Origin of the sequence: Myxococcus sp. AS-1-15 (assembly GCF_020037055.1) — a bacterium.
Classification (GTDB): domain Bacteria; phylum Myxococcota; class Myxococcia; order Myxococcales; family Myxococcaceae; genus Myxococcus; species Myxococcus fulvus.
The window spans coordinates 158,219-170,465 of record NZ_JAIQDF010000020.1; the positions used below are offsets into that span (position 1 = coordinate 158,219).

General features: G+C 70.5%; 12 protein-coding genes. 8 read left to right on the plus strand and 4 right to left on the minus strand.

What is annotated here, in order from left to right:
• Window positions 1–101: 101 nt before the first annotated feature.
• Genes K8625_RS38410 through K8625_RS38425 form a run of 4 tightly spaced genes read left to right on the plus strand, consistent with a single transcriptional unit; the run spans window position 102 to window position 2,996 of the window.
• Window positions 102–959, plus strand: coding sequence for a hypothetical protein (locus K8625_RS38410; RefSeq protein WP_223750294.1), 858 nt, complete (start codon window positions 102–104; stop codon window positions 957–959).
• Complete coding sequence (locus K8625_RS38415) at window positions 956–1,618, plus strand: M23 family metallopeptidase (protein WP_223750295.1); 663 nt, start codon at window positions 956–958, stop codon at window positions 1,616–1,618. Before K8625_RS38410 ends, K8625_RS38415 begins: the two co-directional genes overlap by 4 nt.
• 27 nt (window positions 1,619–1,645) lie before the next feature.
• On the plus strand, window positions 1,646–2,263 hold the full coding sequence (locus tag K8625_RS38420) for a hypothetical protein (RefSeq protein ID WP_223785505.1): 618 nt from the start codon (window positions 1,646–1,648) through the stop codon (window positions 2,261–2,263).
• A 25-nt stretch (window positions 2,264–2,288) separates the two neighbouring features.
• Window positions 2,289–2,996, plus strand: coding sequence for a hypothetical protein (locus K8625_RS38425; RefSeq protein ID WP_223750297.1), 708 nt, complete (start codon window positions 2,289–2,291; stop codon window positions 2,994–2,996).
• 5 nt (window positions 2,997–3,001) lie between these two features.
• Here K8625_RS38425 and K8625_RS38430 read toward each other — a convergent pair whose 3' ends face one another.
• A complete protein-coding gene (locus K8625_RS38430; protein ID WP_223750298.1) occupies window positions 3,002–3,931 on the minus strand; it encodes an AraC family transcriptional regulator in 930 nt (309 codons plus the stop codon).
• Between the two features lie 139 nt (window positions 3,932–4,070).
• On the opposite strand from K8625_RS38430, the gene K8625_RS38435 reads away from it, so the two are divergent.
• Complete coding sequence (locus tag K8625_RS38435; protein ID WP_223750299.1) at window positions 4,071–4,811, plus strand: SDR family oxidoreductase; 741 nt, start codon at window positions 4,071–4,073, stop codon at window positions 4,809–4,811.
• On the opposite strand, the gene K8625_RS38440 is transcribed toward K8625_RS38435, so the two are convergent.
• Together K8625_RS38440 and K8625_RS38445 are read right to left on the minus strand one after the other, a co-directional pair.
• Entirely contained in the window at window positions 4,783–5,736 is a 954-nt protein-coding gene (locus K8625_RS38440) for an NmrA family NAD(P)-binding protein (protein ID WP_223750300.1), read from the minus strand. The two genes, K8625_RS38435 and K8625_RS38440, sit on opposite strands and share 29 nt — an antisense overlap.
• A gap of 282 nt (window positions 5,737–6,018) precedes the next feature.
• The gene (locus K8625_RS38445) at window positions 6,019–6,801 is read right to left on the minus strand and encodes a carbonic anhydrase (RefSeq protein ID WP_223785506.1); all 783 of its coding nucleotides are present in this window, start codon (window positions 6,799–6,801) and stop codon (window positions 6,019–6,021) included.
• Window positions 6,802–7,186: 385 nt separating this feature from the next.
• Here K8625_RS38445 and K8625_RS38450 point away from each other — a divergent pair, with 385 nt between their 5' ends.
• From K8625_RS38450 to K8625_RS38460, 3 genes are all read left to right on the plus strand, one after another.
• Window positions 7,187–7,729, plus strand: a complete 543-nt coding sequence (locus K8625_RS38450) for a TetR/AcrR family transcriptional regulator (RefSeq protein ID WP_223785507.1) — start codon at window positions 7,187–7,189, stop codon at window positions 7,727–7,729.
• A gap of 69 nt (window positions 7,730–7,798) precedes the next feature.
• A complete protein-coding gene (locus K8625_RS38455) occupies window positions 7,799–8,671 on the plus strand; it encodes a hypothetical protein (RefSeq protein ID WP_223785508.1) in 873 nt (290 codons plus the stop codon).
• A 38-nt stretch (window positions 8,672–8,709) separates the two neighbouring features.
• Window positions 8,710–10,995: a S41 family peptidase gene (locus K8625_RS38460; protein WP_223785509.1), complete on the plus strand. Its 2,286-nt coding sequence runs from the start codon at window positions 8,710–8,712 to the stop codon at window positions 10,993–10,995.
• Window positions 10,996–11,025: 30 nt separating this feature from the next.
• On the opposite strand, the gene K8625_RS38465 is transcribed toward K8625_RS38460, so the two are convergent.
• Entirely contained in the window at window positions 11,026–12,171 is a 1,146-nt protein-coding gene (locus K8625_RS38465) for an acyltransferase family protein (protein ID WP_370642026.1), read from the minus strand.
• Window positions 12,172–12,247 lie beyond the last annotated feature (76 nt).

Genomic DNA, 12,247 nt, shown 5'->3' on the forward strand with positions numbered 1-12,247 from the left:
CACCCGCGCCCTTCGTCAGTGGTGAGTCGCCGTGTGCCCGGAGCCGTGTGTCGGCCGGGCATGGCTGCATTGCAATCATGAAGGTTCAGTGAGGTCTCGTGATGAAGACATTGGGAATGGCGGTGGCCGGACTGTTGCTGTCGGGGCCGGTCGCTCAGGCGGAAGAGGGTGGGGCGTCGCGCGAGGTGACTCGCGTGCGGGCGATGCGCGCGGCGGTGGAGCCCATGCTCGCCAAGGAGTTCGGCGCGAAGGCGTTCGTCGCCACGCTGCACGGCCGCGGCGCGCAGACGGTGCTGGGCGTCATCGAGGAGGCACCCCCGCCGGGGACGGACCTGCAGCCGAGGCTGGCGGTGCTGCGCTACGACGAGGCCCGGGGCACCGTGCGCGTGGTGGACCGCGCCTTCAAGTACGCGGAGGCCAGCGCGCTGGGCGACAAGACGCTGCTGCTCACCCCGGAGGGAGATTTGCGGCTGCGCGAGGACTCGGGCCGGGAGCGCCTGCTGGCGCAGCGCGTGCTCGGCGACCTGGCGCCGTCCGTGAAGGGCGATGGCGTGGTGGCCACCCTGTCGCGCACCGGCGCCGAGTCCCATGAGACGGCGGTGGGCTTCGTGGGCGTGGATGGCCGCGTCACCGTGGTGGCGGACGGGCCGGGTCTGGATGCGATGGGCACGATGTCCCCGGACGGGCGCACGGTGGTGTTCGTGTCGGGACGCACCACCATGGCGTCGTGGTTCCGCACCACGCTGGATGGCGCGGAGCCGGTGCAGCTCACCAACGTCGGCCTGAAGGCCGGCGCGCTGCGCGACGGCGTGCCCGCGAACTTCGTGCCGCCTCCCATCAACACCGGGGCCATGGAGTGGTTGTCCGAGGACCGGCTGCGCTACGCGGCCGGCGGCGGCGAGCAGTGGACGCTGGATGTGCGCACCGGTGTGGCGGTGCGGGAAGGAGGTGCCCGGTGAAGACGACGCTCTCGATGAAGCTGCAGGCCCTGCTGGTGGGGGCCTTGCTGGTGGCGCCCGCGTCCGCGCTGGCGGGCACGATGTTCCGCTTCCCCATGTCCATGAACCCCGGCCAGTGCGCCAGCGGCGGCTGCTATGTCGGCGCGTACAAGGACCTGGGGGGCGTGAAGGACTGGACGTGCCAGGGCTGGACCTACTACGGCCACCTGGGCACGGACTTCTCGCTGTCGGGCGGCCTCGCGGCGATGGACGCGGGCGTCTGGGTCATCTCCGCCGCCTCCGGCGTCCTGGAGAGCGCCGTCGACGGATTCTACGACCGGTGCCTGGCCTGGAACAAGGACGACCCCAACGCCAACTGCGGCATCCGCGCGGCCAACTACATGATTCTCCGGCACTCGGACAACCGCCGCAGCAAGTACTTCCACCTGAAGAAGTTCAGCTTCCAGTACAGCGTGGGCGCGAACATCCCCTGCGGCAACTGGATTGCGAAGGCGGGCTCGTCGGGCGCGTCCACGGGGCCTCACCTGCACTTCGAGTTCTCCGACCCGACGTGGGGAACGGATGACCCGTACGCGGCCACGCCGGGCTGCGGCGGCACCATCTCCCTGTGGACGTCCCAGGGCTCCTACCAGGGCCTGCCGGGCATCACCTGTCAGTAGCCCACGCCCCGCCAAGAGGAACGGCTCATGCGAACGCTCTGGAACCGGACGGCCGCCATCGCGATGGTGGCCGCGCTCGGAGGGCTCACCTCGCCCGACGCTCAGGCCTGCACCCGCGATGACTGCGGCTCGGGGGGATTGAACGCCTGCTACAACCTGTCGGGCTGGAAGTGGTGCGGAATCACCTACAGCGGCTCCCAGCACTGGACTTCGGTCAACGTCTACAACCACTCGTCCATCAGCCAGGTGCCGCAGGCCTGGACGAACCTCAACAACCCGCCCGCGGCGCCGGGGAACACGCTGTACCTCAACACGGACGGCTCCAACCACTCCAACCACGACATCGACTACTGGGACGCCAACACCTCCGACACGTGGTGGGGTTACACGACGTACCCGGGCGGCATCGGCGCCAACAACTGCATCAACCGGGGCGGCGCGATGATCCAGTTCAACCTGAGCCGCGTCACGGCGGACGCCACCTGGCGGTTGTGGCTGGCCGAGCACGAGACGGGGCACGCGGTGGGAATGAAGCATGTCTGTGGTTGCACCCAGGGCCGGGTGATGAACCCCTGCACCGAGTGCTCCAACCCCGCCACGCTCAGCGGCTGCGACGCGCAGGGCCTCAACGCGCTGTATCCCTGACGGGCCGCCAGGAAAGGAGAACGCCATGCATGAATTCAAGAAGGCACGCAGGCTGTTGCTGCTCCCGTGCGTCTGGGGCGCGATGATGGGCTGCGCTCGCGAGGCGCCGTCCGCCGAGGTCGCGCAACCGGTGTCCCAGCCGCTCGAGTCCGTGGAGCACAGCCACCCGATGACGGTGCATTGGGTGACGCACGACAGCTTCAAGGAGATGGTGGGCGAGTCGGGCGTCATCGTCCAGGCCCGGGTGGTGTCGTCGCGTCCGGCGGTTCAGCGCGTCTACGGCTGGAACGAGAAGGCCCAGCGGTACTTCACGCCGGAGGAGGCGGGAGACCGCTACGCGGAGACGCCGCTGACGGTCTCCACGCTGGTGGTGTCGGACGTCGCCCGCGCGAAAGAGGGGCTGGTCGCGCTGGGGGGCGCGAAGCTCGGGCCCGACAGCAAGCTGGAGATCGTCGAGCTGGGGGGACTGGCGCCGGACGGCCACCGGATGGAGCCGGATGACAAGCCCGTGCTGCGGCTGGCGGAGGAGGCCATCTTCTTCCTCATCCCCGCGGCGAAGCACCCGGGCGCGTACCACGTGCTCGGGGGCTGGCAGGGGCGGCTCCGGGTGACGGCGTCGGGTGAAATCCAGGCGCTCGGCTCCGAGGTCCACCCGGGGCTCGCCGACTTCAGCGTGCATGACGGCCGCACGGCCAAGGCGCTGATGGACGAGCTGCGCGGCGCGCCCCGCTGACGGCGTCACTGCACGGCTCCGAGCGACTCGCGGAGCCGTGCGATGTCCCGCGACGGCGGGGCGCCGAACATCCGGCTGTACTCGCGGCTGAACTGGGACGGGCTCTCGTAGCCCACGGAGTGCCCGGCCATCGCCGCGTCCATGGCCTCGGCGAGCATCCGGCGACGGGCCTCCTGCAGGCGCAGCTGCTTCTGGTACTGCAGGGGGCTCATCGCCGTGACGGACTTGAAGTGGTGGTGGAGCGCGGACGGGCTCATGTGGACGGTGCGCGCCAGGTCTTCGATTCGCAGGGGCGCGGCGTAGTGCGCCTTGAGCCAGTGGATGGCGCGGGCGATGGCGTCCAGGCGGCTGTCCGCCATGGCGATGCGCCGCAGCCGCGCGGTGTTCTCCCCGGACAGCAGGCGGTAGAGAATCTCCCGGGTGATGAGCGGCGCGAGCACGGGGATGTCGCGCGGGGTGTCCAGGAGCCGCACGAGCCGCGACGTCGCGTCCAGGAGCGGTGCCGCCACCGGGCCCAGCGCGAGCCCCCGGGCCACGCCGCGGTCCTCGGGCGCCTCCAGCGCCGCCTCCATCATCAGGCTGCTGAGCTGGCCGGGCTCCAGGTCCAGCCGGAAGCAGAGGTAGGGCCTGGCGGGCGTCGCCTCGATGACCTGGCCGGTGACGTGGAGGTCCATGGAGGCGACCAGGCACTGGTCCGTCCCGTAGACATAGACGTCGTCACCGAGCAGCACCTGCTTGCGGCCCTGCGCGACGATGCACAGCGCGGCGGCCTGCAGCGCGTGCAGCTCCGGGGTGGGGGCGGAGGCGCGGATGAGCGAGAGCCGGGGGATGGCGGTGGCGTGGATGCCGTCCGCGGGCGTGTGGCGCGCGAGGAGCGTCGCCAGCTCGTCCAGGCTGGGATTCGGGGCGGACGCCGAGGGTGGGGCGCGCTTCATGGCAGGCAGTCAAACGTCCCGTGCAGGATTAGGCAAGAGCCGGCGAGCATCCGGATAACGCCCCCAGGCCCTCGGTTGAGAAGGTGTGCATGTCCCCGGCGCCCTCCTGGCACCGGGCAATCCATCGAGGGACGTGCACATGACGACGAACATCCAGGGCAAGGTGGTGGCCATCACCGGAGCGAGCAGCGGAATCGGCGAGGCGGCGGCCCGCCTGCTTGCCCAGCAGGGCGCGAAGGTGGTGCTGGGCGCGCGCCGGCAGGAGCGGCTGGAGGTGCTGGCGAAGGAGCTGACGGCGGCGGGAGGCGAGGTGCGGGTGCGCGCGGTGGACGTGACGAAGCGCGAGGACGTGGAGGGCTTCGTGCGCTTCACGGTGGAGGCGTTCGGGCGGCTGGACGTGCTCATCAACAACGCGGGGGTGATGCCGCTGTCGCTGCTGGAGAAGCTGAAGGTGGACGAGTGGGACCGGATGATCGACGTGAACATCCGGGGCGTGCTGCACGGCATCGCCGCGGCGCTGCCGGTGATGAAGCGGCAGAAGTCCGGGCAGGTCATCAACCTGTCGTCCATCGGCGGGCACGCGGTGAGTCCGACGGCGGCGGTGTACTGCGCCACGAAGTTCGCGGTGCTGGCCATCTCGGAGGGGCTGCGTCAGGAGGTGGGCGGGGACATCCGCGTGACGGTCATCTCCCCGGGCGTCACCACGTCGGAGCTGGCGGAGAGCATCAGCGACTCGAACGCGCGCGACGTGATGCGTGAGTTCCGCAAGGTGGCGATTCCCGCCGAAGCCGTCGCCCGCTCCATCGCCTACGCCATCAGCCAGCCGGCGGACGTGGACGTGAGCGAAATCATCATCCGCCCGACGGCGAGCCCGTACTGAGCGCCTCACGGGGTGCCTGGATACGGCGCTGGCGCAACCAGGGCTCGAAGCGCATGAGCGAGAGCCCCAGGTCGCTGGCGAGCTCGGGCCGGGCCAGCGCGGGGGCGACGTTCATGTAGGTCAGCCCTCGCGCCACGCCGGGATGGAGGCCCGCGGCGACGGCCTCCTCGATGGTGCTGGACTGGACGGTGTAGGTCTTTGCATCGACGCGGGAGAGGACCTCCGCCATCTGCCGGGGCGTGAGCACGTCGCCCGCGAGCTGCAGCGTCACCCCGTGGAACCGCGCGGGGTTCAGGAGGGCCGCCGCGGACGCGTTGCCCACGTCCTCCGGGGCAATCAAGGGAATGGGCCGGTCCGCCTCGAGCACCGTCACCCACCGGTGCCCGTCGACGAAGGCGGACGTGTCCAGCATCGCGTGGTCCATGAAGGTGGCCGGCAGGATGAGCGTCCAGTGCCTGAACCCGGCGCTCCGGACGCGCTCACAGGTGGCGAGCTTGTTCTCCCAGTAGACCTCGTGCTCCTTCCAGCGTCCCTCCGCCCAACCCTCGATGTTCCGGTGGTCCCCGACGCCGGACGTCGCGGTGTGCACGTACGTCTCCACGCGCTCGGCCAGCGCGGCCTCGATGAGGTTCTTGCCCTGCTGGACCTCCTTGCTGAAGTCGACGCCCGTCGCGGAGACGATGGGGGACTGCATGGAGAAGACCCCCTGGACCCCCGCGCAGGCGGCGCGCAGTGACGCGAGGTCGTCCAGGTCTCCCACCACGAGCTCGGCCCCCGCCGCCGCGAGCGCCCTGGCGTTGGGCCCTTCCGGATTGCGCACCAATACACGCACCGAGGTGCTGCCTTCGGTCAGCAAGGCCCGGGCCGTGGCTCCGCCCTGTCTCCCCGTGGCGGCGGTGACGAGGACAGTCGGGTGGCGGCGCATCGGCGGCTCCTCTCGTAAGTGGGGGACCCCACCGTTTATGGTCGTTGAATACGGAGGGGCCCCCCGTTTGTCAAGGCAGCGGGATTCCGCACCTGCCTCGGCTGGCAGTGCTTGTCTGTAAACAGGGCGGCATCCTCTGGGCCGCCTCGAGCTCTGTCTCAACACGACGTCTGTCGGGTCCGTGAAGGACGGACGGGTCGAAAGCGGGGGACCCCACCGCTTGTCGGCGGATTGAACAGGGTGGGGGCCCCCCAAGCTTCTGGAGTGCCCCCGAGCCTGACCTCAGTGCGCGGACTGGAGCCCCACGTCGCGGCCGTTCAGCGGCTGCACGGGGCGGTTGTTCGGGTTGAGGTGCGGCAGCCGCTCGAAGGCGGCGATCTGCGAGTCGGACATCTGGATGGGGTTCTTCATCACGAACCACTGCAGCCCCTCGCTGCACGGGGGGGTGGTGAGTGAGCCCGCGTAGTGGAAGAACGCCCGGTTGAACGGCAGGAGCGCGCTGGCGTTGATGAGCGCGCCCAGCGGCGTGCTGGTCTCACCCTCGTGACGGGGCAGGTGACGGAAGGCGGTGAAGAGCGCCGCGTTCACCAGGCCCTCCTCGATGAGCACGCCCACCACGACCCTGGGCGTCCCCGCCGCGTCGGTGTGCACCAGGTGCACCTCGAGCGGATGGTGCACGCCGTTCTGGGTGTGCTCGCTGGGGGTGTGGAAGTGGAACTGCGCCAGCTTGTACTCCTGGTCGCCCAGGCGCAGGGTGCTGCCCACGTCGTAGTTGAACTGCACCGTGTGGCCGTTGTTCACCATGCGCACCTGGCTGGTGCCGTAGTGGAAGCTGGGCGCCTGCACATTCGATTGCGTGGCCCCGGAGGTGGACAGCGCCACGGGGGATTGCTGGATGCCCGTGGAACACAGCGCGCCACCGGCGACCTCGCCCCAGTGCTCGGGGTCGACGGTCTGCGCATAGCCCCAGTGCGTCTCCTCGGCGAGGGCAGGGGCGGCGAGCAACACGGAGGACAGCAACGCGCCCCGAAGAGCGCGCACAAAGAGGGTGCGAGGGTGTGACATGAGTGATGAGTCCTTGAAGGAAGACGCCAGGAATGGGCGGACGCCCGTCATGCCCGGCGGGATGTCTATGCTAGCGGCCGAGCCGATGTTTTGCCGCAAAATCAATCTAAGTGGTACTGGTTTGGATTTCCTGAAATGAATCGAAATGAAACAGCGTGTTGACAGGAAATCCCCGGATGGATGGAACTCGTGTGTGTGTCCATGTCGAGCGCTGACTGCCATTGCGGGCGAGCGGGAGACACGGGGGGGCCTGGGTCCCGAACCGCCTGGGTGACGGCGGCCCTACGGCAGGTGGCGTCCCCCCGTGCCATTCCGTGGTTGAATGTGGAGGGCTCCCCCGGTTGTGGGGGCGCGTCGCGGTGAGGAGACAGGTGTCGTGGAGCGCGTGAAGTCATTGCGAGTGGATGGCCAGCGCAACCGGGAGCGGATCGTCGCGGCGGCCTCGGCGCTGGTCGCGCGGGATGGCGCGCAGGCGTCGCTCGAGGAGATTGCGCGGCGGGCGGGGGTGGGCTCGGCGACGCTGCACCGACACTTCCCGACGCGGCAGGCGTTGTTGGAGGTGGTGTTCCGGGAGGGCGTCGCGCAGCTGTGTGCGATGGCGTCCGCTCAGCCGGGCAGGAATCCGGCCGCGGAGCTGGCGGCCTGGCTGGAGGAGGTGACGGTCTACACGGCGACGCACCGCGGGCTCGCCGCCGCGCTGCTCGCGGGCCCGGAGGGGCTGTCACCCTGGGAGCTGTGCTGCACGGACATGCTGCTCGAGGTGTTGAACGGGCTGGTGGCGCGGGCGTCCTCGGCGGGCGCGATTCACTCCGGCGCCACGGCGGAGGACCTGCTGCGGCTCGTGAACGCCATCGCGGTCGCCAACGAGCAGGATGCCCCCACGGCGCGCCGGGTGCTGCGTCTGGCGCTTTTGGGCATCCGGCCGTGAGGCGTGACTTCGCTTGGAAGGCGTGATTGTCCGACAGGCCGTGAGGGCTGGACGCTACACTCCGGCCCCATGTCGACCCGTGGTGCAATCGCTGTGTACACGTCGGGCTCGGGGACCCCCGAGCACGTCTCCTCTCGGCCCTGGCGCGGTGTCTATCATCACTGGGATGGCTATCCCACGGGCCTCGGGCAACACCTCCTGGCGTGTGTCGAGCGCGCCCGCGGCGACCTCCAGGCCGTGGTGGCGCGGCTCATCGACGAGGCCCCCTGGGGTTGGTCCACCTGCATGGGTGGGAAGGACGAGACGGAGGAGGAGCGCTATTCGGAGGAGAGCCCGGGCCTACCGGTCGCGCCGGATGAGACCGGGAGCGTGTCCTATGTCTATGTCTTCGATGTGGAGGCGCGTCGGCTCGACGCGTTCTCGACCTACGTCGGCGGGGACGGCAAGCGGTTCAGCTCCGTGCGCTTTTCACCCGAGGGCACGCCGGACCTCCCCGCGCTCGACCTGCTGCCGGAGGAGCTCGTCAGCGAGCCGCCCCTGCCCGGCGAGGAGCTCTCGGCGGAGGCGCTCCAGGCGTTCCTGGAGGGACGGCCCAGGCTCGAGTCGGACAACAAGCTCCTCCATTGGTTCAGCACCGAGGAGCGCCCGGACCGGTCGCTCTGCATCGTCTTCCGGGTGGTCGTCTTCGAGGAGGACGCGGTCCGCGAGGTGGTGGAGCGGGAATGGCGGCTCGTGCCTGCCTCCGCGCGACGCGAGCCGGCGCGGGTCCGCAACTTCATCGAGGCGCTCGTCGAGGTGGTCGGCGAGGACCCGACGTTGTTCGACGCGTTCTGGATCGCCAGTCTGGACCCACTGCGTCGTTCCCAGGCACGTCAGCGTGAGAGCTTCGTGCGAATCCTGAAGGCGCACCGGGCCCGCGACTCCGGCTCCGGGTCGCTCTAGAGTCCTCGCTCGCTGGCTGGAACACGAGGAGGACTTGCATGCGGCACCAGGACCTGGGCTCGAGGCTGGGACTGTGTCTGGCGTTTCTGCTGGCTTCGGGAGCGATGGCCTCGGAGGCCCCCTCGAAGCCGGAGGAGGCCCAGGCACAGCTGAGGCTCCAGCGACTCAGCGCGTTGGGCGAGCTCTGGGGGCAGGTGCGCTATCGCCACCCGTGGATGCTGTCGCGGCGCATCGACTGGGACGCGGCCTTCCTGGCGGCGGTGCCGAAGGTGGAGGCCGCCACCAGCGACGAGGCGTTCGCCGAGGCCGTCCAGTCGATGCTCGGCGCGCTCGAGGACCCCGCCACCCGCGTGAAGAGCGCGCGTCCGCCCGCGGCGCTGGCCCCGCCGACGCTCCGGCCCCTCCTGGGCCTGGAGAAGGACGTGGTCGTCCTGGACCTGCGCAACCTCGCCACGCCCGAGGGCCCCCAGGCCTTCTGGGGCCTGGGCGAGAAGCTCTGGGGCCCCGTGCGCAAGGCGCGCGCCGCCGTCGTCGACATGCGCATGCGAGGCTTCGACGAGGCGGCGGCCTGGAGCGCCTCCAACGCCGCGGACTGGATGCTGCCCCTCTTCATCGACGGCGAGCTGTCCGTGCCGGGCTCGCGCTCCTCGCTCCACGGTGGCTACAAGGCCCAGACGGGAATGGACTCGCCCTACACCACGGCCTTCAACCAGGACGTCAGCTCGGTGGTGGAGGGCAACGCCGGCAAGAAGTTCGCGCGCGTCGTCTTCCTCCTGGATGCGCGGAGCGTCGTCTCGCCGAAGGTGCTGGCGCTGCGCGCCTCGGGACGCGCGCTCTTCGTGGGCGAGGGCCCGGTGACGGACGCGCTGGCCGTGGACACGCAGGAAGTGCCGCTGGGGAGCACGCTCGTCGCCACGGTCCGCACCAGCGAGACGGTGTTGCCGCTGGGGCTCGACGCGGAGGTGCCGGCGCGCGCGGACCTGTCCGCCCCCGACGCGCCCTACACGCGCGCGTTGGCGCTGGCCCAGCAGAAGTCCAAGCCCAAGGGCCCGAGCGCCCCGGCGCGGCCCGAGGCCCAGTGGCGCCCGGACAACGCCTACGCGGAGTCCCCGTACCCCTCGCGCGAGCTGCGCCTGCTGGCGGCCGTGCGGCTGTGGAACGTGGTGGAGCTGTTCTTCCCCTATCGCCACCTGATGGACGTGGACTGGAGCCAGGCGCTCCCCGGGATGTTGGAGCGCTTCGAGGCCGCCCAGGACGCGAAGGCGTACGCGCTCGAGGTGGCGAAGTCCGCGCGGGAGCTGCGCGACGGGCACGTCTCGCTCAGCGGCCACCCCACGTTCAGGGAGATCTGGGGCGGCATCGCCGCGCCCGTCGAGGTGCTCGACCTCGATGGGAAGGTGGTCATCACGTCCGTGACCAATGCCTCGCTCGCGCAGGGGCTCCAGGTGGGGGACGTCATCGAGAAGGTGGACGCGGAGCTCCTCGACGAGCGCGTCCGCCGCATCGACGCCGTCCATCAGGCCTCCACCGAGGCGGCGACCCGGCTGTACCACGTCTACCTGGCGCTCGCGGGCCCCCCGGACTCGGAGGCGACCTTCACCGTGCTCAACGAGAAGGGGCGTCGGGAGGTGAAGGTGAAGCGGCCCGCCGCGTTCTCCCGGCCGGAGCGCCCCCATGAGCCCTTCAAGCTGCTGGAGGGCAACATCGCCCTCGTGAACCTCTCGCAACTGGGGGCCGACGAGGTGCCGGAGGTCATGCGGAAGGTCCAGACCACCCGGGCCGTGGTGTTCGACCTGCGAGGCTACCCGCGTGGCACCGCGGGGGCGCTGGCGCCGTACCTCAACGTGAAGCGCGCGAAGACCTGGTCCCGCTTCGAGGTGCCCGTCGTCGCGGGCTCCACGTTGGTGAACGGCCGGATGGCCCTGGTGCAGGCGCTGCCCACCGCGGACGTGCCGGTGTACCGGGGCCGCACCGTGACGCTCATCGACGAGCGCGCCGTGAGCCAGGCGGAGCACCTGGGGCTGATGCTGGAGGTCACCAGCGGGACGACCTTCGTCGGGAGCCCCACCGCCGGCGCCAACGGGAACATGACGTACGCGGTGCTGCCCGGCGGCATCTGGATGAGCTTCACGGGCATGGATGCCCGGCACGCGGACGGCGGTCAGCTCCAGCGCAAGGGGCTCACGCCGCACGTGGCGGTGCGCCCCACGCTCGCGGGTGTGCGCGCGGGCCGGGACGAGGTGCTGGAGCGGGCGCTGCGCCTGCTCCAGGAGACGCCGCGCCCCGCCGCCGCGCCCATGTCCCGCCCCGTGCAGCGTCCGTAGTCCCGGGGGCCTCCGTGGAGGGGCCCCGGGCTAACGGAGGGCGGGCCGCGGCGTGGGCTCGTGGGAGAGCCGGGCCTCCAGCCGTGAGCGCCACTTCAGCGCGGGGCGCTCCACGCCGTGGTGCAGCGCGAGGGACGCGAGCAGCACCGCCGCCGCGCCGGCCAGCAACGTGAGCGGGTGGAACGCGTCCAGGCCGTAGGGCTCCAGCGCGACGCGCGCTCCGGCCTGCAGGGCCTTGTGCGTGAGGTAGATGGTGAAGCTCAAGAGCGCGAAGGTCTTCACCCCGGGGATGCGGGCGCACACGCGCGACGCGGTGGGGCTCGCCATGGCCGCGAGCAGCGCCGCGTAGCCCAGCGACGTCAGGGGGAAGGCGAGCATCGTGTGGGCGAGGTAGCGGAAGTGCTCCTCGTTCAGCCAGAACACGACGCCCAGGCACGCAAGGCCCGCTCCGGCCAGGGCGCCCGCGCGCGCCCCTCGGGTCCAGCGCTCCCAGGTCGCGGGGCGGAAGACGCGCAGCGCCGCGAGCATCGCGCCACACAAGAGGCCGTCGAGTCGCGCGTAGGTCGGGTAGTACAGCAGCGTGTCGTAGCCGCGCCACGCGGTGTCCTCGGGCGCGAGCATCGAGAAGTGCCGCTGCCACAGCCATGCCCGCAGGAGCATTCCGCCGAGCATCAACGCCCCAGCGCCCACGAGCAGGTGCGCGGCCCGGACGCGTCCTCGCAGCGCGAGCACGGTGAGCGGGAGCACCAGGTAGAAGTGCTCCTCCACGCACAGCGACCACGCATGGGAGAAGCCATTCAGGCGCAGTCCGAAGTTCTGCGTGAAGGTGAGGAAGCGCCACGCGGGCGTCTCCACCGGACGCTCGCTCCACGCGGGGACGAAGAGGTACAGCGCCAGCACGATGAGGTAGGGCGGCAGGATGCGCAGCGAGCGCCGCAGGTAGAAGCGCTTCAGGGATGGCGCCTCGCCGCGCGACACCGGCTCCATCAGCTGTGAGCCGATGAGAAAGCCGCTCAGCACGAAGAACAGCTCCACGCCCGTCCAGCCGAAGTTGGCGAGCATCCGGTAGGACTCGTGTCCCTCGGGGCGCGGGTAGTGGAAGAGGACGACGATGAAGATGGCCAGGCACCGGAGCAGGTCCAGGCCGGCCAGGTGGCGCGGTTCGGTGGTGTTCAGCGGAGTCGACCTTCAGCGGCGGGGAGGCCTGATTCTAGGCACTCTCCTGTGGGTGTGTCGCCCACATTTCTCCACC

Coding starts and splice junctions, on each gene's coding strand:
- K8625_RS38410 (WP_223750294.1), top strand. CDS start 102: ATGAAGACATTGGGAATGGCGGTGGCCGGACTGTTGCTGTCGGGGCCG.
- K8625_RS38420 (WP_223785505.1), top strand. CDS start 1,646: ATGCGAACGCTCTGGAACCGGACGGCCGCCATCGCGATGGTGGCCGCG.
- K8625_RS38425 (WP_223750297.1), top strand. CDS start 2,289: ATGCATGAATTCAAGAAGGCACGCAGGCTGTTGCTGCTCCCGTGCGTC.
- K8625_RS38430 (WP_223750298.1), bottom strand. CDS start 3,931: ATGAAGCGCGCCCCACCCTCGGCGTCCGCCCCGAATCCCAGCCTGGAC.
- K8625_RS38435 (WP_223750299.1), top strand. CDS start 4,071: ATGACGACGAACATCCAGGGCAAGGTGGTGGCCATCACCGGAGCGAGC.
- K8625_RS38440 (WP_223750300.1), bottom strand. CDS start 5,736: ATGCGCCGCCACCCGACTGTCCTCGTCACCGCCGCCACGGGGAGACAG.
- K8625_RS38445 (WP_223785506.1), bottom strand. CDS start 6,801: ATGTCACACCCTCGCACCCTCTTTGTGCGCGCTCTTCGGGGCGCGTTG.
- K8625_RS38455 (WP_223785508.1), top strand. CDS start 7,799: ATGTCGACCCGTGGTGCAATCGCTGTGTACACGTCGGGCTCGGGGACC.
- K8625_RS38460 (WP_223785509.1), top strand. CDS start 8,710: ATGCGGCACCAGGACCTGGGCTCGAGGCTGGGACTGTGTCTGGCGTTT.